This window comes from Pseudomonas sp. GW821-FHT03E01 (assembly GCF_059420765.1).
In genome coordinates, this window is the sequence record NZ_JBWKUI010000007.1 from 25372 (window position 1) to 46094 (window position 20723).

20 protein-coding genes are annotated in these 20723 nt (G+C 61.1%); 18 read left to right on the plus strand and 2 right to left on the minus strand.

Features of this window, described 5'->3' with window-relative positions; all coding sequences use genetic code 11:
* Positions 1-92 precede the first annotated feature (92 nt).
* The 12 genes from AC07VO_RS13305 (at position 93) to AC07VO_RS13360 (ending at position 11552) form a co-directional block, all read left to right on the plus strand.
* Positions 93-2327, plus strand: a complete 2235-nt coding sequence (locus AC07VO_RS13305) for a DNA internalization-related competence protein ComEC/Rec2 (protein ID WP_495007574.1) — start codon at positions 93-95, stop codon at positions 2325-2327.
* 97 nt (positions 2328-2424) lie between these two features.
* Entirely contained in the window at positions 2425-3060 is a 636-nt protein-coding gene (locus AC07VO_RS13310) for a MotA/TolQ/ExbB proton channel family protein (RefSeq protein ID WP_007941964.1), read from the plus strand.
* Complete coding sequence (locus AC07VO_RS13315) at positions 3057-3485, plus strand: ExbD/TolR family protein (RefSeq protein WP_018926235.1); 429 nt, start codon at positions 3057-3059, stop codon at positions 3483-3485. The genes AC07VO_RS13310 and AC07VO_RS13315 overlap by 4 nt, the downstream gene beginning before the upstream one ends.
* Positions 3485-4495 carry a tetraacyldisaccharide 4'-kinase gene (gene lpxK, locus AC07VO_RS13320; RefSeq protein WP_138866993.1) on the plus strand — a complete coding sequence of 337 codons (1011 nt, stop codon included), beginning with the start codon at positions 3485-3487 and terminating at the stop codon, positions 4493-4495. The genes AC07VO_RS13315 and lpxK overlap by 1 nt, the downstream gene beginning before the upstream one ends.
* 25 nt (positions 4496-4520) lie before the next feature.
* Complete coding sequence (locus tag AC07VO_RS13325) at positions 4521-4706, plus strand: Trm112 family protein (RefSeq protein ID WP_003179363.1); 186 nt, start codon at positions 4521-4523, stop codon at positions 4704-4706.
* Entirely contained in the window at positions 4703-5467 is a 765-nt protein-coding gene (gene kdsB / locus AC07VO_RS13330) for a 3-deoxy-manno-octulosonate cytidylyltransferase (RefSeq protein WP_495007575.1), read from the plus strand. Before AC07VO_RS13325 ends, kdsB begins: the two co-directional genes overlap by 4 nt.
* The gene (locus tag AC07VO_RS13335; protein ID WP_018926232.1) at positions 5467-5931 is read left to right on the plus strand and encodes a low molecular weight protein-tyrosine-phosphatase; all 465 of its coding nucleotides are present in this window, start codon (positions 5467-5469) and stop codon (positions 5929-5931) included. The genes kdsB and AC07VO_RS13335 overlap by 1 nt, the downstream gene beginning before the upstream one ends.
* On the plus strand, positions 5928-6947 hold the full coding sequence (murB, locus tag AC07VO_RS13340; protein ID WP_495007576.1) for a UDP-N-acetylmuramate dehydrogenase: 1020 nt from the start codon (positions 5928-5930) through the stop codon (positions 6945-6947). Before AC07VO_RS13335 ends, murB begins: the two co-directional genes overlap by 4 nt.
* A gap of 243 nt (positions 6948-7190) precedes the next feature.
* Entirely contained in the window at positions 7191-7661 is a 471-nt protein-coding gene (locus tag AC07VO_RS13345) for a (2Fe-2S)-binding protein (RefSeq protein WP_007941956.1), read from the plus strand.
* Positions 7658-9979: a xanthine dehydrogenase family protein molybdopterin-binding subunit gene (locus AC07VO_RS13350; RefSeq protein ID WP_495007577.1), complete on the plus strand. Its 2322-nt coding sequence runs from the start codon at positions 7658-7660 to the stop codon at positions 9977-9979. Before AC07VO_RS13345 ends, AC07VO_RS13350 begins: the two co-directional genes overlap by 4 nt.
* A complete protein-coding gene (locus tag AC07VO_RS13355; protein ID WP_018926228.1) occupies positions 9979-10962 on the plus strand; it encodes an XdhC family protein in 984 nt (327 codons plus the stop codon). Before AC07VO_RS13350 ends, AC07VO_RS13355 begins: the two co-directional genes overlap by 1 nt.
* Positions 10959-11552, plus strand: coding sequence for a nucleotidyltransferase family protein (locus AC07VO_RS13360; RefSeq protein WP_230139491.1), 594 nt, complete (start codon positions 10959-10961; stop codon positions 11550-11552). Before AC07VO_RS13355 ends, AC07VO_RS13360 begins: the two co-directional genes overlap by 4 nt.
* Before the next feature lie 91 nt (positions 11553-11643).
* Here AC07VO_RS13360 and rne read toward each other — a convergent pair whose 3' ends face one another.
* The gene (gene rne, locus AC07VO_RS13365) at positions 11644-14838 is read right to left on the minus strand and encodes a ribonuclease E (RefSeq protein ID WP_230139462.1); all 3195 of its coding nucleotides are present in this window, start codon (positions 14836-14838) and stop codon (positions 11644-11646) included.
* A 700-nt stretch (positions 14839-15538) separates the two neighbouring features.
* On the opposite strand from rne, the gene rluC reads away from it, so the two are divergent.
* From rluC to sppA, 3 genes are read left to right on the plus strand one after another with little or no spacing between them, the layout of a single operon-like run.
* A complete protein-coding gene (rluC, locus tag AC07VO_RS13370) occupies positions 15539-16498 on the plus strand; it encodes a 23S rRNA pseudouridine(955/2504/2580) synthase RluC (protein ID WP_007941997.1) in 960 nt (319 codons plus the stop codon).
* On the plus strand, positions 16485-17147 hold the full coding sequence (locus AC07VO_RS13375) for an HAD-IA family hydrolase (protein ID WP_018926225.1): 663 nt from the start codon (positions 16485-16487) through the stop codon (positions 17145-17147). The genes rluC and AC07VO_RS13375 overlap by 14 nt, the downstream gene beginning before the upstream one ends.
* Before the next feature lie 24 nt (positions 17148-17171).
* Entirely contained in the window at positions 17172-18161 is a 990-nt protein-coding gene (gene sppA / locus AC07VO_RS13380) for a signal peptide peptidase SppA (RefSeq protein ID WP_064616586.1), read from the plus strand.
* Positions 18162-18220: 59 nt separating this feature from the next.
* Here the strand turns inward: sppA and AC07VO_RS13385 are convergent, their stop codons facing one another.
* Complete coding sequence (locus AC07VO_RS13385; RefSeq protein ID WP_442115304.1) at positions 18221-18799, minus strand: Maf family protein; 579 nt, start codon at positions 18797-18799, stop codon at positions 18221-18223.
* A 105-nt stretch (positions 18800-18904) separates the two neighbouring features.
* On the opposite strand from AC07VO_RS13385, the gene AC07VO_RS13390 reads away from it, so the two are divergent.
* Genes AC07VO_RS13390 through plsX form a run of 3 tightly spaced genes read left to right on the plus strand, consistent with a single transcriptional unit; the run spans position 18905 to position 20642 of the window.
* Positions 18905-19432 (plus strand): YceD family protein, encoded by a 528-nt coding sequence (locus tag AC07VO_RS13390; protein ID WP_007942001.1) that lies wholly within the window; start codon positions 18905-18907, stop codon positions 19430-19432.
* 13 nt (positions 19433-19445) lie between these two features.
* A complete protein-coding gene (rpmF, locus tag AC07VO_RS13395) occupies positions 19446-19628 on the plus strand; it encodes a 50S ribosomal protein L32 (protein ID WP_003179396.1) in 183 nt (60 codons plus the stop codon).
* A 3-nt stretch (positions 19629-19631) separates the two neighbouring features.
* Entirely contained in the window at positions 19632-20642 is a 1011-nt protein-coding gene (plsX, locus tag AC07VO_RS13400; protein ID WP_018926222.1) for a phosphate acyltransferase PlsX, read from the plus strand.
* Positions 20643-20723 lie beyond the last annotated feature (81 nt).

A 20723-nucleotide genomic window follows, 5' to 3' on the forward strand; every position in this document is an offset into this window, starting at 1 on the left:
CGAACCGCCCATTCAGACTTTGTGACAATTGTTAACGACGCCTGTGCGGCGCGACGGCTAAGCCTAGGGAGGGGACTCTCAAGGACGGGCTTATGCGCACAGGGATGATGGCGCTGGCGTTGGGTCTGCTGGCCCTGCGTTTTTTGCCGGCACTGCCGCCGACAGGGTTGTGGCTGTTGTTGCCGGTAGTGGGTTTGATGTTGTTGCCGTTTCGAACCTTTCCACTGGCATTTTGGTTGTTTGGCTTCAGTTGGGCGTGTGCGAATGCGCAGTGGGCGCTGGATGATCGCCTGGCGCTGAAGCTCGATGGCGAGACTCGCTGGGTCGAAGGCCGGGTTACCGGGTTGCCGCAGCAGGCCGAGGGTGTAGTGCGTTTCGAACTGACAGACAGTCAGTCGCGTCGCACCCAACTGCCCCGGCACCTGCGTCTGGCCTGGTATGGCGGGCCGCCCGTCAACAGTGGCGAGCGGTGGCGGCTGGCAGTCAAATTGAAGCGTCCTGCCGGGCTGCTCAACCCTCATGGTTTTGATTACGACGCCTGGTTGCTGGCCCAACGTATTGGCGCCACTGGGACCGTCAAGGACGGTCAGCGACTGGGGCAAGCGCAGTGGGCCTGGCGCGACGGCATTCGTCAGCGTTTGCAGGCCGTGGATGCGCACGGGCGAACGGGAGCGCTGACGGCGTTGGTGCTGGGGGACGGCGCCGGGCTGAGCCGTGAGGACTGGCAGGTGCTGCAAGACACCGGCACCGTGCATCTGTTGGTGATTTCCGGACAACACATTGGTTTGCTGGCGGGGCTGGTGTATCTGCTGATCGCCGGGCTGGCGCGCTATGGCTTATGGCCCAGGCGCTTGCCGTGGCTGCCATGGGCGTGTGGGCTGGCGTTCGCGGCGGCGCTCGGTTATGGGCTGCTGGCCGGTTTCGAGGTGCCGGTGCGTCGGGCCTGCCTGATGATTGGTCTGCTGTTGTTGTGGCGGCTACGGTTTCGTCACCTCGGCGCCTGGTGGCCGCTGTTGCTGGCGCTTGACGGTGTTTTGCTGCTGGACCCGCTGGCAAGCCTGCAACCGGGTTTCTGGTTGTCCTTTGCGGCAGTAGCGGTGCTGATTTTCACCTTTGGCGGGCGATTGGGCCCGTGGCGTTGGTGGCAAACCTGGACCCGTGCCCAATGGCTGATCGCAATCGGTCTGTGCCCGCTGCTGTTGGTACTGGGGTTGCCGATCAGTCTCAGCGGGCCGCTGGCCAATCTTCTGGCGGTGCCCTGGATCAGCCTGCTGGTCTTGCCGCCGGCCTTGCTCGGAACGCTGCTGTTGCCCGTTCCCTATGTGGGCGAGGGGTTACTGTGGTTGGCTGGCGGTCTGATCGACCTTTTGTTCAAGGGGCTGGTGTTGGTGGCCGGGCAATTGCCCGCGTGGGTGCCGGTGGCGGTTCCGTTGTGGGTTTGGGCGTTCGGCGCGCTGGGCGCATTTCTGCTGTTACTGCCACCGGGGGTGCCGTTGCGCCTGCTGGGCTGGCCGATGTTGCTGTTGCTGGTTTTTGCGCCCCGGCACACGCTGCCTGAAGGCGTCGCCGAAATCTGGCAACTGGATGTCGGCCAGGGGTTGGCCATTCTGGTGCGCACCCGCCATCACACTCTGCTGTATGACGCCGGGCCACGGTTCGGCGATATCGACTTGGGTGAGCGGGTGGTGTTGCCAACATTGCGCAAACTGGGGGTGAATGGACTTGATCTGATGCTGATCAGCCATGCCGACGCCGATCACGCCGGCGGTGCGCGAGCGATTGCCAGCGGTGTGCCGGTGACTCGGGTACTGAGTGGCGACCCACTGGCCCTGCCGGAGGAGCTACATGCCGAGGGCTGCGAGAGCGGTCAACAGTGGACCTGGGACGACGTGCGGTTCCAGCTCTGGCAGTGGTCGTCGGCCAGCGACAGCAATCAGAAATCCTGCGTGCTGCAGATCGAAGCCAACGGCGAGCGGTTGTTGCTGACCGGCGATATCGATACCGCGGCCGAGCGGGTGCTGCTCGAAGGTCCATTGGCGGTGCCGACGGACTGGTTGCAGGCCCCGCACCACGGCAGTCGCAGTTCATCTTCGATGGCGTTGCTCAGCGCTCTGCTGCCTAAAGCGGTGCTGATTTCCCGTGGCAACGGTAATTCTTTCGGTCATCCCCATCCCACAGTCGTGGCGCGTTATCAAAAGCGTGGCATGGCGATCTACGACAGCGCCGAGCAGGGTGCCATTCGTCTACAACTGGGGCGCTTCAAACCACCTTGGACGATGCTTCAGGAACGGCGTTTCTGGCGCGATCCGCCAGTATTGCGCCAGTAGCCCGCGTCATTAAAGCCCGACCGGATGCGACATCGCGGTCTTCGGTGCGCCCACCCCCTATGTTAGAGTGGCGCACTTTTTCGAGGGGACTGTCACTGTGTGGGAATTGGTCAAATCCGGCGGCTGGATGATGCTGCCGATCATTCTGAGTTCCATCGCGGCCATGGCGATCGTCGCCGAGCGTCTCTGGACCCTGCGCGCCAGCCGCGTGACCCCGGAGCACTTGCTTGGGCAGGTCTGGGTCTGGATCAAGGACAAGCAACTCAATAAAGAAAAACTCAAGGAGTTGCGCGCCAACTCTCCGCTGGGCGAGATCCTGGCTGCCGGTCTGGCGAACTCCAAGCATGGTCGCGAGATCATGAAAGAGTGCATCGAAGAGGCCGCCGCGCGGGTGATTCATGAGCTCGAACGTTACATCAACGCCCTAGGCACCATCGCCGCCATGGCTCCGTTGTTGGGGCTGCTGGGTACGGTGCTGGGCATGATCGATATTTTCAGTGCGTTCATGGGCACGGGCATGGGCACCAACGCCGCGGTGCTGGCCGGGGGTATTTCCAAGGCACTGATCACCACCGCCGCGGGCCTGATGGTCGGTATCCCGGCCGTGTTCTTCCACCGCTTCCTGCAACGCCGGATCGATGAGCTGGTGGTGGGCATGGAGCAAGAGGCGATCAAACTGGTCGAGGTTATTCAGGGCGATCGCGACGTGGACCTGGCCGAGGGTAAAGCGTGAAGTTCCGTCGTAAACCACGGGAAACGGTAGACATTAACCTCGCGTCGCTGATCGACGTGGTGTTTATCCTGTTGCTGTTTTTCGTCGTGACCACCACCTTCACCCGTGAAACCCAGTTGCGCGTCGACCTGCCGGAAGCGGTCAGCGGCTCCCCGGCCGAAGACCAGCAGCTCAAGCAACTGGACATCGCCATCAGCGCCGACGGGGCGTATTCGGTCAATAACCAGCTGTTGCCGAAGAACGACCTCACCAGCCTGATGGAAGCGTTACAGAAAGAATCCAATGGCGACACCAATCTGCCGTTGTCCATCAGCGCCGATGGCAAAACCCCCCATCAGTCCGTCATCACCGCGATGGACGCTGCCGGCAAGCTCGGTTTCAGCCACTTGCGCATGACCACTGTCGAGGCGGCGCCGGCGTCCTGATGGCCATGTCCGATCGATTGCTCGCCGCATGGTACGAAGGTCATCCGGCGTTGAAGCTGTTGCAGCCTCTTGAATGGCTGTATCGACGCGTGGTCAATGGCAAGCGCGAGCGCTTTTTGGCGGGCGAGGGCGAGATCTATCAGTCGCCGGTGCCGCTGATCGTGGTCGGCAACATCACGGTGGGCGGCACGGGCAAGACGCCGCTGATTCTGTGGATGATCCAGCACTGCCAGCGCAGCGGTCTGCGGGTCGGAGTGGTCAGCCGTGGTTACGGCGCCAAACCGCCGCAATTGCCGTGGCGGGTCGCGGCGGATCAAGGCGCGGACGTGGCGGGCGATGAGCCGCTGTTGATCGTCCAGCGCACCGGCGTGCCGCTGATGATCGACCCGGACCGCAGCCGTGCGGTCAAAGCCTTGCTGGCGAGTGAGCCGCTGGACCTGATCCTCTCCGACGACGGTATGCAGCATTACCGGCTGGCTCGAAACCTGGAACTGGTGCTGATCGACGCCGCTCGCGGCTTGGGCAACCGCCGTTGTCTGCCCGCCGGACCATTGCGCGAACCGGTCGAGCGCCTGCAAAGCGTCGATGCAGTGCTGTACAACGGCGCTGCCAATGATCGCGAAGACGGTTTTGCCTTTCAATTGCAACCCACCGAACTGGTCAACCTGCACAGCGGCGAACGGCGGCCTCTGGACCACTTTCCGGCCGGTCAGGCCCTGCACGCCGTGGCCGGGATCGGCAATCCCCGGCGTTTCTTCACGACCCTCGAAACGCTACACTGGCGGCCAGTGCCCCATGCATTCGCCGACCACGCCGAATACAGCGTGCAGGCCTTGAATTTCACACCGTCATTGCCAGTGGTGATGACAGAAAAGGACGCGGTGAAGTGCCGTGCCTTCGCCGCCGCCGATTGGTGGTACCTGGCGGTCGATGCTGCGCCATCGCCGGCCTTCGTGGCCTGGTTCGATACACAGCTGATGCGCCTGTTGCCGGCTCGTCTTTTGCCTTAACTCCGTTTCTATCCAGGGAATGTACATGGACACCAAATTGCTCGACATCCTCGCTTGCCCGGTCTGCAAAGGCCCGCTCAAGCTCAGCGCCGACAAAACCGAGCTGATCAGCAAGGGCGCCGGCCTCGCGTACCCGATTCGCGACGGCATCCCGGTGATGCTCGAAAGCGAAGCGCGCACCCTGACCACCGATGAGCGTCTGGATAAATGACCACAGCCTTTACCGTTGTCATTCCATCGCGTTACGCCTCCACCCGCTTGCCGGGCAAGCCGCTGCTGCTGATCGCCGGCAAGCCGATGATCCAGCACGTCTGGGAACAGGCGAGCAAAAGCAGCGCCCAGCGCGTGGTGGTTGCCACTGACGATGCGCGCATCGTCGAGGCCTGCAAGGGCTTTGGTGCCGAAGTGGTGCTGACTCGCGAAGATCACAACTCCGGCACTGACCGCCTGGCTGAAGTTGCGGCGAAACTGGGCCTGGCCCCGGACGCGATCGTGGTCAATGTTCAGGGCGACGAGCCGTTGATCCCGCCAAGCGTGATCGATCAGGTCGCCGCCAACCTGGCTGCTCACACCGAAGCACGCATGGCCACCCTGGCCGAGCCGATCGAAGACGTCGAAACCCTGTTCAACCCCAATGTGGTCAAAGTGGTCAGCGACCTCAATGGCCTGGCGCTGACCTTCAGTCGTGCCACCTTGCCGTGGGCTCGGGACGCGTTTGTCAAGAGCCGCGAGCAATTGCCGGAAGGCGTGCCATATCGCCGCCACATCGGCATTTATGCTTACCGTGCCGGCTTCCTTCAGGACTTCGTCACCTGGGGCCCGTGCTGGCTGGAAAACACCGAGTCTCTGGAACAGCTGCGTGCCCTCTGGCACGGCGTGCGGATTCACGTCGCCGATGCGCTGATCGCACCGCCCACCGGCGTCGACACCGTTGAAGATCTCGAGCGCGTTCGTCGCCTGCTGGAGGCCTGATGCGGGTTCTGTTCGTCTGCCTGGGCAACATCTGCCGTTCCCCCACGGCTGAGGGCGTATTGCGGCACAAGCTGCGTGAGGCGGGGCTGGCCGATCAAGTCGAAGTGGCTTCTGCCGGCACCGGTGACTGGCACGTCGGCAAGGCCCCGGACAAGCGCAGCCAGGCTGCGGCGAAACTGCGCGGCTACGACCTGTCCGCCCAGCGCGCCCAGCAAGTGACCCGCGCCGATTTCGCCACTTACGACCTGATTCTGGCGATGGACAACAGCAACCTGCGCCACCTCAAGACCATGCAACCGGCCAAGGGCAAGGCCGAGCTGGATTTGTTCCTGCGTCGCTACCAGTCGGAAGTCGATGAAGTGCCGGATCCTTATTACGACGGCGACCAAGGCTTCGAACAGGTACTGGACCTGATCGAGCGCGCCAGCGATCTGCTGGTGATCGAATTGAAGGGACGGCTATGAGTTTGCAGGTTCAACCCCGGGTTTCGCTCAAACCGTACAACAGCTTTGGCGTGGACGTTCAGGCGCGGCTGTTTGCCGAAGCCCATAGCGATGCCGACGTGCGCGAAGCCCTGGTCTACGCGGTGGAACACGAAGTGCCGGTGCTGGTGATCGGTGGTGGCAGCAATTTGTTGCTGACCGCCGATGTGCCAGCACTGGTGTTGCGCATGGCCACACGGGGGATTCGCCTGCTGAGCGATGACGGCAACCAGGTGGTGATCGAAGCCGAGGCGGGCGAGCCGTGGCACCCGTTTGTGCAGCACACCCTGGCGCAAGGGTGGTCGGGGCTGGAAAACCTCAGCCTGATCCCCGGCACCGTCGGCGCCGCACCGATGCAGAACATCGGCGCTTACGGTGTCGAGATAAAGGACGTATTCGCCGGCCTGACAGCCCTCGATCGCCAGACCGGCGAGCTGCGGGACTTCACACTGGCCGAGTGCAACTTTGCCTACCGCGACAGCCTGTTCAAACAGGAGCCGGGGCGCTGGTTGATCCTGCGGGTGCGTTTCACCCTTACGCGCACCGCGCACCTGCACCTGGAATACGGCCCGGTGCGTCAGCGCCTGACCGAGCAGGGTATTGATCACCCGACGCCGACCGATGTCAGCCAGGCCATTTGCAGCATCCGCAGCGAAAAACTCCCGGACCCGGCGGTGCTCGGCAATGCCGGCAGCTTCTTCAAGAATCCGTTGGTGCCCGCCGCACTCGTGGCACAACTCAAGGGTGAATACCCGGATCTGGTGGCGTATGCGCAGCCCGATGGGCAAATGAAGCTAGCGGCGGGCTGGCTGATCGAACGCGCCGGCTGGAAAGGCTTTCGCGACGGCGATGCCGGTGTGCATAAATTACAGGCGCTGGTGCTGGTCAACTACGGCAGCGCAACGGGCCTGCAATTGCTGAATCTGGCGCAGCGCATTCAGAACGACATTGCAGAGCGTTTCAAGGTCGACCTGGAAATGGAACCCAACCAGTATTGAGGCTACGCTTTCAGGCTGAATAAAAAGCCCTGCACATTTTCAAATGTGCAGGGCTTTTTTGTTAATGCTCAGTTAACTTAGCCAGCTAACGATGCAAACATTTGCTCCATCAAAGGCCCGGTGCAGACGTCGCGTCTACATATGAGAGCCGATTAGCCTGAGTCGATCTGCGTGTAGTGAACCGCGAACCCCAAGCGGCAGATTGCTCGACCCCATAACCTCTATAACTATGCGGGCGTGCCCATGATTACCCTGAAACTCAATGGTCAAGATCATCAACTCGATGTCACCGAGGACATGCCGCTGCTCTGGGCGATCCGTGACGTGGCTGGCTACAACGGCACCAAATTCGGCTGCGGCATGGGCCTGTGCGGCGCCTGCACCATTCATATCGACGGCGCGCCAGCGCGCAGTTGCATCACACCGATCGGCTCGGTGGTCGGCCAGAACGTCAGCACCATCGACAACCTGCACGCCGACCCGGTGGGCAAAGTCGTCCAGCAAGCCTGGCTCGACAGCGCCGTGGCTCAGTGCGGTTATTGCCAGGGCGGACAGATCATGTCGGCCACCGCGCTGCTGAAAACCAACCCGAACCCCAGCGACGAGCAGATTGAGGAGGCGATGGTCGGCAATATTTGCCGTTGCGGCACCTACAACCGGATCAAGACCGCCATCCGCCAGGCATCCACTCACCTGAAGGAGGCCAAGGCATGAGCCAGCTACCGAATGATTTTGCGCTGAGTAATCTCAGCCGACGCGGTTTCCTCAAAGGCGTGGGCGCCACCAGTGCGCTGGTGCTGGCTGCCAGTTGGGGCTGGCAGGATGCATTGGCCGCCGAAAAAGAGCAGAAATTCGGTGCCGACGGCATGCCCAACGGCTGGATCGATGACCCGAAGGTTTACATCAGCATCGCCGCCGATGGCAGCGTGACGGTGATTTGCAACCGTTCGGAAATGGGCCAGGGCGTGCGCACCAGTCTGTCCATGGTGGTGGCCGATGAACTGGAAGCCGACTGGGCACAGGTCAAAGTGCAACAGGCGCCGGGCGATGAAGTACGTTTCGGCAATCAGGACACCGACGGCTCGCGCAGCATGCGTCATTGGTACGAGCCGATGCGCCGTTGCGGTGCTGCCGCGCGGACCATGCTTGAGCAAGCTGCTGCCGCGCAATGGAAAGTGCCGGTCAGCGAGTGCCATGCGCAACTGCACAAGGTCATCCATAAATCGACTGGCCGTGAATTGGGCTACGGCGCGTTGGCTGCAGCAGCCAGTGCGCTTACGGTGCCGGCTCGCGACAGCCTGCGGCTCAAGCAGCCGTCGGAGTTTCGCTACATCGGCAAGGAAGGCACCAAGGCCATCGACGGTGCGGACATCGTCAACGGTCGCGCGGTCTACGGCGCCGATGTGCATTTCGACGGCATGCTTTTCGCCACCATCGCCCGTCCGGCGGTCTACGGCGGCAAGGTCAAATCCTTCGATGCCAGCGCTGCGATGAAAGTCCCGGGGGTGATCAAGGTTCTGCAAATCGAAAGCCGTCCATTGCCGTCCGAGTTCCAGCCTCTTGGCGGTGTGGCTGTGGTGGCCAGCAACACCTGGGCGGCGATCAAGGGCCGCGAAGCGCTGAAGATCGAGTGGGATGACGGCCCCAACGCCAGTTACGACTCGATCGCCTACCGCAAGGAACTCGAAGCCGCGTCGCTCAAGCCCGGCAAAGTGGTGCGCAACACCGGCAACATCGACCAGGCCATGAGCGCTGCCGACAGCACCCTTGAAGCTTCTTACTATCTGCCGCACCTGGCGCAATCGCCGATGGAGCCGATGGTCGCCATCGCCCGTTTCAAGGACGGTGTGTGTGAGGCCTGGGCGCCAAGCCAGGCGCCGCAAGTCACCCGCGAGCGGATTGGCGAGCGCCTGGGCATTCCGTTCGATAACGTCACGTTCAACGTCACCTTGCTCGGCGGCGGTTTTGGTCGTAAGTCCAAGCCGGACTTCGTGGTTGAAGCGGCGATCCTGGCCAAGGAATTCCCGGGCAAAGCGGTGCGGGTGCAGTGGACCCGTGAAGACGACATCCACCACTCGTATTTCCACACCGTGTCTGCCGAATACCTCAAGGCCAGTCTGAACAAGGACGGCTTGCCGTCTGGCTGGCTGCACCGCACGGTGGCGCCAAGCATCACCGCGCTGTTCGCGCCGGGGATGAACCATGAAGCGGCTTTCGAGCTGGGCATGGGTTTTACCAACATGGCTTATGCGATCCCCAGCGTGCGCCTGGAAAACCCTGAAGCAGCGGTCCACACGCGGGTCGGCTGGTATCGCTCTGTGTCGAACATCCCTCATGGCTTTGCGATTCAGTGCTTTGTCGATGAACTGGCGCATAAGGCCGGCCAGGACCCGCTCAAATACCAGATCAAGCTGCTTGGCCCGGACCGTCAGATCGATCCGCGTACCTTGAGTGAAGAGTGGAACTACGGCGAATCCCCCGAGCGTTATCCGATCGATACCGCGCGGATGCGCACCGTGCTGGAAACCGCCGCTAAAGCCGCCGGATGGGGGCGTAAGCTACCCAAGGGCCGTGGCTTGGGCCTGGCGGTGCATTACAGCTTTGTCACTTATGTGGCAGCCGTGATCGAAGTCGAAGTCAAAGACGATGGCACACTGATCGTGCACAAAGCCGACATCGCCGTGGATTGCGGCCCGCAGATCAACCCCGAGCGAATTCGCTCGCAGTTCGAAGGCGCCTGCGTCATGGGCCTGGGCAACGCGGTGCTGGGGGAAATCAGCTTCAAGGACGGCAAGGTCCAGCAGGACAACTTCCACATGTACGAAGTGGCGCGCATGTCCCTGGCACCGAAGGAAGTCGCCGTGCACCTGGTCACGCCACCGGGCAATGTACCGTTGGGCGGGGTCGGTGAGCCGGGCGTGCCGCCGATTGCGCCAGCGCTGTGCAACGCGATCTTCGCGGCCACCGGCAAACGCATCCGTAACTTGCCGGTTCGCTATCAGCTGCAAGGCTGGCAGAAGGCTGACGCCTGATGGACAGCGTCGATCTGAACGTCCTGCGCAGCGTGCTGGAATGGCGCCGCGCCGGTCAGCGGGTGATGTTGTACAGCGTGGTTCAGACCTGGGGCACCGCGCCCCGGGCACCTGGCGCCATGCTCGCCTTGCGTGGCGATGGCGTAGTGATTGGCTCGGTGTCCGGTGGCTGTGTCGAGGATGACCTGATTGCCCGGCTGCACGATGGCCGTATCCCGGCCGATGGGCCTCCGGTGCAGTTGATTACTTATGGCGTCACTCGTGAGGAGGCCGCGCGGTTTGGTTTGCCCTGCGGCGGCACGTTGCGCCTGACCGAGGAGCGCGTCGGCGATCCGGCTTGGGTCGCCCAGTTGCTGGCGCGCTGCGAGGCGCATGAAATTGTTGCGCGCTCGCTGGATATTGCGACCGGTGAAGTGGTTCTGCAGCCGGCGAACAAGCACGATGTGCTGAGTTTTGATGGCAACACACTGCGAGCCATTTACGGCCCGCGTTGGCGATTGTTGTTGATCGGCGCGGGGCAGCTATCGCGGTATGTCGCCGAGATGGCACGGCTGCTGGATTTCGAAGTGCTGATCTGCGATCCGCGCACCGAGTTCGTCTACGGCTGGGAAGAACAACACGGTCGCTTCGTTCCGGGCATGCCCGACGAAGCAGTGCTGACCATCCAGACCGACGAACGCACCGCCATCGTCGCGCTCACCCACGATCCGCGCCTGGATGACATGGCGCTGCTCACGGCCCTGGATTCCAGGGCATTTTATGTCGGTGCGCTGGGTTCGCGAGTCAACAGTCAGAAGCGCCGGGACAACCTGGCTCAGCTAGGCTTGTCCCAACAGGCCATCGAGCGCTTGCACGGCCCGATCGGCTTGCACATCGGCAGCCATACTCCGGCGGAAATCGCCTTGTCGCTGCTGGCCGAGATTGTGGCGATCAAGAACGGCATCGAGCTCAAGCAGAAGAGGCCGTTGCAGGAGGGCGTATGAGTGACTCCATTGGCGTTATCGTTCTAGCCGCCGGGCAGGGCAGCCGGTTTCGACAGGTAGCGGGTGACGATAAGGACAAGTTGCTGGTGGACTGCACCGCCCGTGATGGCATCACCGTGCACTCAATGATCGAGCAGGTGCTGGTGAATCTGCCAGCCACACTCGAGAAGCGTGTGCTGGTCACCACCGCGGACCGCCCGCAAGTGATTCGCATGGCGCAGGCTTATGGTTGCGAGATTGTGCGAATCGAGACGACCGGCCTGGGCGACAGCATTGCGGCGGGTGTGGCGGCCTGTTCGCACCTCGGTGGCTGGCTGATCATGCTGGGGGATATGCCGTTTATCCTGCCGTCGAGCATTGAGCAGGTCGTCGCGGCCATTGCGGATGACACCATCAGCGTGCCGGTGCATGAAGGGCAATATGGGCATCCGGTGGGGTTCGGGCGAAGCTTCGGTCCGGGATTGATGGCGTTGACCGGCGATCAGGGCGCCAAGTCACTGTTTGCGCAGGCGAGGGTGGTCGAGGTGGCGGTGGAGGATCCGGGTGTGTTGTGGGATGTGGACACGCCAGAGAGGTTGGTCTTCGCCTGATGCACCGCCATCGCGGTTTTCCTGCGAAGCAACCGACATAAAAAAGCCCCGCATGGGATCACCAGGCGGGGCTTTTTAGTGGCCGATGGAATCAGGCGAGGGGTTTAGGCTCGTGCTCTTTTTCCAGGGCTTGCTCGTGTTGCTCTACCGCTTCCTGTACGGAGCGCGGTGCTTCGTCGATCACGGATTCAACCGGCTCGGCAGACACTTCAGCGGCCGGGGCAGGGGCTGCCTCGACGACTTCAGCAACGACCGGTGCTGGCTCGGCAGCGGCCGGAGCAGCAGCGGCAGCCAGTTCGGCTTCCTTCTGCAGACGCTCGGCTTCACGCTTGCGACGACGTACTTCACGCGGGTCGTTCGGCGCACGGCCACTTGGAGTCAGAGCGCTGACAGGGGCGGCTTCGACCACGGGTGCAGCTTCGGCAACCACCGGTGCTTCAAGCAGCGGAGCAGGCTCGGCAGCCGCAACCACTGGCTCGGAGACCGTGGCTTCAGCCGCTGGGGCTTCAGCAACCGGAGCCTCAGCGACTGGCGCTGGAGCTTCGACAGCAACCGGTGGCTCGGCAACCCAGTTGAACGTGGTTTGTTCTTCACGAACTTCGCGTACCTGTTCAGCCACTGGTGCTTCAACGACAGGTTCTGCAGCAACCACTGGTTCGGCGGCAGCTTCAACTTCAGGCTGTGCTTCACGAACCGGGGCCACTTCGATTTCCGGAGCGGCGATGACTTCCACCGGCGTGCTCGCTTCAACCACTGGCGCTTCAACCGGAGCGGTTTCCAGAGTGGCAGCAGTAGCGCGTTCGGCTTGCTCGTTGGCTTGTGCTTCAGCAGGTGCGCTGATCACGGTGCTGGCAACGGCTGCGGTAACAGCCAGGCCGGCGGCCAGATCGGCAGCGCTTGGCGCTTCGGCGTTTTCAGTGGATTCGGACTCTTCCGAACCTTCGATCACGTTGCCGTTGGCATCGCGCTGACGCTCACGACGGTTGCTGCGACGACGCTGGCCACGGGAGCGGCGGCGTGGACGATCGCCTTCGGCGACTTCCTGACCATCTTCCTGCAGTTGCTCTTCGTTGGTTGGCAGCTCTTCTTCGGCAGCGGCAGCAGCGGCTTGCTCGGTGCGTGGTTGACGTTCTTCACGCGGTGGGCGTGGAGCGCGCTCTTCGCGTGGCTGACGGGCCGGACGCTCTTCAGCGGTGGCAGCGGCGGCCGGAGCGGCATCCAGAGGCTCGCGCAGTTCACGAACCGGACGTTCTTCACGATCGCCACGTGGCTTGCGATCTTCACGCGGTGCGCGCGGTGCACGTTCTTCACGAGGGGCGCGTGGTGCGCGCTCTTCGCGGGCTACTACTGGCGTTTCTTCGCGGGCTTCGCGTGGTTGACGCTCTTCGCGTGGCTCACGTGGTGCGCGCTCTTCACGCGGTGCACGTTCCTCACGAGGCTTGCGCTCTTCATCGCGGCGACCGTTACGGTTGCGGCTCTGCTGACGACCGTTGCGACGCTCTTCGTTGCGGGCAGGGCGCTCGGTAGTCGCTGGTTTTTCAACCACGACCGGCGCAACTGGCTCTTCCTTGGTCGCGAACAGGCTGATCAGCGACTTCACCAGGCCCTTGAACAGGCTTGGCTCAGGCGCGGCAACCGGCGCAGCTACCGGAGCGGCGACGACTTCGGTCGGCACCGGAGCATTGGCGCGAGCCGGTGCAGTCTTGACTGCGGCTTCCTGGCGAACCAGGGTGCGGGTCGCGGCGGCTGGCTGGACTTCTTCGACTTCCGCAGCGGCAGCAGCGATCTCGTAGCTGGACTGGTTGATGCTGGCTTCCGGGCTGTCATCACGCAGACGCTGAACTTCGAAGTGCGGCGTTTCGAGGTGATCGTTCGGCAGAATGACGATGCGGGCGCGGGTGCGCAGTTCGATCTTGGTGATCGAGTTGCGTTTTTCGTTGAGCAGGAACGCTGCCACCGGGATCGGCACTTGTGCGCGAACTTCGGCGGTGCGGTCTTTCAGGGCTTCTTCTTCGATCAGGCGCAGGATCGCCAGCGACAGCGATTCAACGTCACGGATGATGCCGGTGCCGTTGCAACGCGGGCAAACGATGCCGCTGCTTTCGCCCAGCGATGGACGCAGGCGCTGACGGGACATTTCCAGCAGGCCGAAGCGCGAGATGCGACCGACTTGCACGCGGGCGCGGTCGGCTTCCAGGCATTCGCGGACTTTCTCTTCCACGGCGCGCTGGTTCTTGGCAGGGGTCATGTCGATGAAGTCGATGACGATCAGGCCGCCGATGTCGCGCAAGCGCAACTGACGGGCGATTTCTTCGGCGGCTTCAAGGTTGGTCTGCAGAGCGGTTTCTTCGATGTCGCTGCCTTTGGTGGCGCGCGCCGAGTTGATGTCGATGGACACCAGGGCTTCGGTCGGATCGATGACGATGGAGCCGCCGGAAGGCAGTTCGACGACGCGCTGAAAGGCGGTTTCGATCTGGCTTTCGATCTGGAAGCGGTTGAACAGCGGAACGCTGTCTTCGTACAGCTTGATCTTGCTGGCGTACTGCGGCATCACCTGGCGAATGAAGGTCAGGGCTTCGTCCTGGGCTTCAACGCTGTCGATCAGCACTTCGCCGATGTCCTGGCGCAGGTAATCGCGGATGGCGCGGATGATCACGTTGCTTTCCTGGTAGATCAGGAACGGCGCGGCGCGGTCCAGCGAGGCTTCTTTGATGGCGGTCCAGAGTTGCAGCAGGTAGTCGAGGTCCCACTGCATTTCTTCGCTGCTGCGGCCAAGGCCGGCAGTGCGAACGATCAGACCCATGTCGGCCGGTGCAACCAGGCCGTTGAGGGCTTCACGCAGTTCGTTGCGCTCTTCACCTTCGATGCGACGGGAGATACCGCCGGCACGCGGGTTGTTCGGCATCAGAACCAGGTAACGACCGGCCAGGCTGATGAAGGTGGTCAGGGCGGCGCCCTTGTTGCCACGTTCTTCTTTTTCGACTTGAACGATGACTTCCTGGCCTTCGCTCAGGACGTCCTTGATGTTGACGCGGCCTTCGGGAGTTTTCTTGAAGTATTCGCGGGAGATTTCTTTGAGGGGCAGGAAGCCGTGGCGCTCAGAGCCGAAATCGACAAAGGCAGCCTCAAGGCTTGGTTCGATGCGAGTAATCCGGCCTTTATAGATGTTGGCCTTCTTCTGCTCGCGTGCACCGGATTCGATGTCCAGGTCGTAGAGGCGTTGGCCATCTACCAGTGCAACACGCAACTCTTCAGGTTGAGTCGCGTTAATCAGCATTCTTTTCATGTAGTACCGTCGGTTTCCGGGCTGCCGGAAACGGCGTTCGGCACACACGACTTCTCACGGTCGGTGTCAGGTGCGTCGGGAGCGGTTGGCCATTCCCGTGTCCAGCGATGTCCGACCAATTGGGCCGGTATCGCGACGTACGCGTCCTGCTTGCTGTGGCTACTTAAGCACTCAGTCAGGAGGAGGAATCAACCGGCGGCTGTGGACGAGATGAAGCGTCTTGATAAAGCCTATTGCTACACAGTCCAGCGGTTGTGCATCTCCACCCTACACGTATCCCTGATAATTCGGGTGCTGCCGCGCGCAGAATCCGCAGCGGGTTGGCATTTACCGTGAGCTCCGAAAGGGGAGGTCACGCATCATGGCTAATTTAGGCGTTGTTTCCGAAGCGTTCGCTCGGGGTCGTTTGCAGCTGACTGCACTTTGTGAACTGGCCGTGAATATTTGCTCGGAAGGCGAGTGAAAACTCTGCTTTGCGGCATGATTCAGGCCTTATGTCACCTGCGCTTGTTACAACTGCAAACTCTGCCGTTACGTAGCGAAAGCCCCGTAGGACGGCCTCTCGTCCTCGTGAATTGCGTTGGTCAGGGCCGGTTTTTGACCGTTAGTCCGCTGTCCAGGCCACTTTTGGCGGCGTTCGCGACTATAGCAGCAATGATTAAGTGCTTCAATTCCATAAAAAATTGTTATCATCTGCACCATGACGACTACTGCCCCTTCGACCCCAGGCGTACAACTGCTTGAGGTCTCGCCGGAATATGCCGGCCAACGTATTGATAACTTCCTTCTCGCTCGGCTCAAAGGCGTGCCCAAGACCTTGATTTACCGCATTTTGCGTAAAGGCGAAGTGCGGGTGAACAAAGGTCGGATCAAGCCCGAATACAAGCTGCAGGCGGGCGACATCGTGCGCGTGCCGCCGGTTCGCGTGCCCGAGCGCGACGAGCCCGTGCCACTGGCGCAGGGGCTGCTGCAGCGGCTCGAGGCCTCGATTGTCTATGAAGACAAGGCGCTGATCGTGATCAACAAGCCCGCTGGCATCGCGGTTCACGGCGGCAGCGGCTTGAATTACGGCGTCATCGAAGCCTTTCGTCAGTTACGTCCTGATGCAAAAGAGCTCGAGTTGGTTCACCGCCTCGACCGGGACACGTCCGGCCTGCTGATGATCGCCAAAAAGCGCAGCATGTTGCGTCACTTGCACGCCGCATTGCGCGGTGATGGCGTCGACAAGCGCTATATGGCGCTGGTGCGCGGCAACTGGGCGACCTCGATCAAACAAGTCCGTGCGCCGTTGCAAAAGAGCAATCTGCGCTCCGGCGAGCGCATGGTCGAAGTCGACGAAGAAGGCAAGGAGGCTCTTACCGTGTTCAAGGTGCTGCGCCGCTTCGGTGACTTTGCCACCATGGTCGAAGCCAAGCCGATCACCGGTCGCACTCACCAGATTCGCGTCCATACTTTGCATGCCGGGCATTGCATCGCCGGCGACACCAAGTACGGCGATGAAGATTTCAGCAAGGAAATTCGTGACCTGGGCGGCAAGCGTCTATTCCTGCATGCCTACATGCTGACCGTGCCGCTGCCTGATGGCGGCGAGCTGAAGTTGCAGGCACCGGTCGACGAGATGTGGGCCAAAACCGTGGAGCGATTGAGTGCGCCCATCTGATTACAAGCTGCTGATTTTCGATTGGGACGGTACGCTCGCAGACTCCATTGGTCGGATTGTCGAGGCGATGCACGTGGCGTCCAGGCGCTCTGGCTTCCCGTTGCGCGATGATTTTGCGGTCAAAGGCATTATCGGTCTCGGGTTGCCGGAGGCGATTCGGACTTTGTATCCCGAGATCGGCGATGGCGAGCTTATGGCTTTCCGTGACTATTATGCGGAGCACTACATCGCGGCAGAGGCTGTTCCTTCGCCGTTGTTCGAGGGCGTGCTTGAGTCGATGGAGGCGTTTCGTGCTGACGGCTATCACCTGGCGGTTGCCACCGGCAAGGCTCGGCGCGGGCTGGACCGGGTGCTGAAAGCTCACGGTTGGGAAGATTATTTTGATGTCACTCGCGCAGCCGATGAAACGGCCAGCAAGCCCCATCCGTTGATGCTTGAGCAGATTCTCGCCCATTGCGAGGTTCGTCCGGAGCAGGCGCTGATGGTCGGGGATTCGTCCTTCGATCTGCAGATGGCGCGCAACGCCGGCATGGATTCGGTGGCGGTCAGCTATGGCGCTCAATCGATTGAGGCGTTGCAGCAGTTCGAACCGCGGCTGTCCATTGATCGTTTTTCAGAATTGCGCGCCTGGCTGAGTCAGCGGGCATAACGGTTTTTTGCAGGGGTAAATGTCATGACCGACGAATGGAAAGCACCCGCCAAGGCGAGCGCGGAGAGCGGTGACGAAAAAAGCTGGAAGCTGCTGGAAAAGACCCTGCTGGCCAGTGTGCAGGAGCATCGCCGATCCCGTCGCTGGGGGATTTTCTTCAAGCTGCTGACCTTTGCATATCTGTTGCTTGCGTTGTTCTTGTTCTCGCCGCTGATGGATATGGAAAAAAGCGCCACTCGCGGTTCCGCTTACACGGCGCTGATCGATATAACCGGCATGATCGCCGACAAAGAACCGGCGAGTGCAGATAATATCGTAGGCAGTCTGCGTAAAGCCTTCGAGGACAACAAGGTCAAGGGTGTGATCCTGCGGATCAACAGTCCGGGCGGCAGTCCGGTGCAGTCGGGTTATGTCTATGACGAGATTCGTCGTTTGCGCGGCTTGCATCCGGATACCAAGGTTTACGCGGTGATCTCGGATCTGGGAGCTTCCGGTGCCTATTACATTGCCAGTGCGGCAGATCAGATCTATGCCGACAAGGCGAGCCTGGTGGGTTCCATTGGTGTGACCGCGGCCGGTTACGGTTTTGTCGGCACCATGGAAAAATTGGGTGTCGAGCGTCGTACCTACACCTCTGGCGAGCACAAATCATTCCTCGATCCGTTCCAGCCGCAGAAGCCTGAAGAAACTCAGTTCTGGCAGGGTGTGCTCGACACCACTCATCAGCAGTTCATCAGTAGCGTCAAGAAGGGGCGTGGCGATCGTCTCAAGGACAAAGATCATCCGGAGCTGTTCTCCGGGCTGGTCTGGTCCGGTGAGCAGGCGCTGCCGCTGGGCTTGATTGATGGTCTGGGCAGTGCCAGTTCGGTGGCGCGTGACGTGATTGGCGAGAAAGAGCTGGTGGACTTCACTATCGAGGAGTCGCCGTTTGATCGCTTCTCGAAAAAGCTCGGTGCCAGCGTGGCTGAGCATTTGGCGATGTGGATGGGCTTCCAGGGGCCGGCGTTGCGCTGATCGTTGTCTGCATAAAAAACCGGCCTGTGTGGCCGGTTTTTTTGTGCGCGCGCAGCGGTTCAGGGTATTTGCACGCCTTCAGCCAGCAACATGTCAACCAGGCGAATCAGTGGCAGGCCGATCAGGCTGGTGGCGTCAGGGCCTTCGGTGCTTTGAAACAGGCTCACCCCCAATCCTTCAGCCTTGAAGCTGCCAGCGCAGTCGTAGGGCTGTTCGGCGTGCAGGTAGCGTTCGATGCGTGCTTCGTCGAGTGCGCGCATGTGCACGGTAAACGGCACGCAGTCGACCTGGCAGTGGCCGGTCTGGCTGTTGAGCAATGCCAGGCCGGTGAGGAATGTCACGCTGGCACCGCTCGATGCCAGCAGTTGTTCGCGGGCCTTTTCGAAGCTGTGTGGCTTGCCGATAATTCGCTGGCCAAGTACCGCGACCTGGTCCGAACCGATGATCAGGTGAGCAGGATGACTGGCGGTAAGTGCCCGGGCTTTTTCTTCGGCGAGGCGCTTTACCAGTTCGATGGCTGATTCGTTCGGGCGATGGCTTTCGTCAATATCCGGCGAGCTGCAAGTAAACGGCAGCTGCAGGCGGGCCAGCAATTCCCGGCGATAAACCGAGCTTGAAGCGAGTAATAAAGGCAGCATGCGCATCTCCAAAGGGCAAGGGGCGAATTCTAACGCAGGCTCAAGTGGCGGACAGGGCTGAATTTCCTTTGACATGGCTGGGGGCATCCCTATAATGCTGCGCCTATGTTGAATGACCCGATTCCACCTCACGTTGACCCGCGCAAATTGGCTGACCGTGGCACCACCCTTCAAGGTGAAATGCTGCTGGCCGATTTGGAGAGACTCTGCGACCCGCTTTCCGACAATGTCGGTACGGTGCAGGCTAAATTCGTTTTTGAACGAGATGAACGTAAGTCTGTGGTAATCCACAGCTTTATCGACACCGAAGTCAAAATGGTTTGCCAGCGTTGTCTTGAGCTGGTCACCCTGCCGATCCATAGCGAATGCAGTTATGCTGTGGTGAAGGAGGGTGCGAATACCCAGTCGTTGCCGAAAGGTTATGACGTGCTGGAACTGGGCGAAGATCCATTGGATCTGCAGTCACTGATCGAGGAGGAGCTTCTGCTCGCCTTGCCCATTGTGCCTGCTCATCATCCGGAAGAATGCCAGCAGCCGGCGGGAGCAGATGAGCCCGAACCGAGCGAGGACGAGGTAACGCGGTCCAACCCGTTCAGTGTATTGGCGCAGTTAAAGCGTGACCCAAACGTTTAGGAGTTAATCAATTATGGCTGTTCAGCAGAACAAAAAATCCCGCTCTGCCCGTGACATGCGTCGTTCGCACGATGCTCTCGAGGCTAGCACCCTGTCTGTAGAAAAAACCACCGGTGAAGTTCACCTGCGTCACCACGTATCGCCAGAAGGCGTATACCGTGGCCGTAAAGTGATCGACAAGGGCGCTGACGAGTAATCCTTGTCCGCTCAAGTCATCGCGATTGACGCAATGGGCGGGGACTTCGGTCCCCGCAGCATTGTTCAGGCCAGCCTTGCTTGTCTGTCAGCTACGCCCTCGCTGCACCTGACCCTTGTCGGTCAACCCTCCCTACTTGAAGAACTGATCGCTGGCCAATCGGCAGCGGATCGCTCGCGCCTGTCGATTGTGCCGGCGTCCGAAGTCATCACCATGGACGAAAAGCCTGCCCAGGCCCTGCGCGGCAAGCCTGATTCGTCGATGCGCGTGGCGCTGGAGTTGTTGCGTGATGGCAAGGTCCAGGCGTGCGTCAGTGCCGGCAATACCGGTGCGCTGATGGCGTTGTCGCGGTTTGTGCTCAAAACCTTGCCGGGGATCGATCGGCCGGCCATGGTCGCCGCCATTCCGACCGAGAAAGGTTTCTGCCAGTTGCTCGATCTGGGCGCCAATGTCGATTGCAGTGCCGAGCATCTGTTGCAGTTTGCGGTGATGGGGTCTGTGGCGGCGCAAGCCCTGGGCGTCGTTCGTCCACGGGTCGCGTTGCTGAACATCGGCACCGAAGACATCAAGGGCAATCAGCAAGTCAAGCTGGCGGCGACCCTGCTGCAAAATGCGCGTGGCCTGAACTACATCGGGTTTGTCGAGGGCGACGGTTTGTACCGTGGCGAGGCGGATGTGGTGGTGTGTGACGGCTTTGTCGGCAATATCCTGCTCAAATCCAGCGAAGGCCTGGCGACCATGATCGCCGGGCGCATCGAGGCCCAGTTCAAGAAAAATTTCGCGTCGAAACTGGTAGGCGCACTGGCGCTGCCGCTGATGAAGCGCTTGCAGGCCGAGCTGGCGCCGGCACGCCATAACGGCGCAAGTTTTCTCGGTTTGCAGGGAATTGTCGTGAAAAGTCATGGTTCGGCGGGGGTTCAGGGCTTCCAGAGTGCGATTCAGCGCGCCTTGATCGAGATCCAGGAAAACTTGCCGGAACGTCTTCATGGGCGCCTGGAAGATTTGTTGCCTTAGGCGTTTTCGTCAGACAATGCTTAAATGTGACCGCTCAGTTCAATGAGCCATCCAACTGTCAGTTTCTTGCGTTCCCCTGGC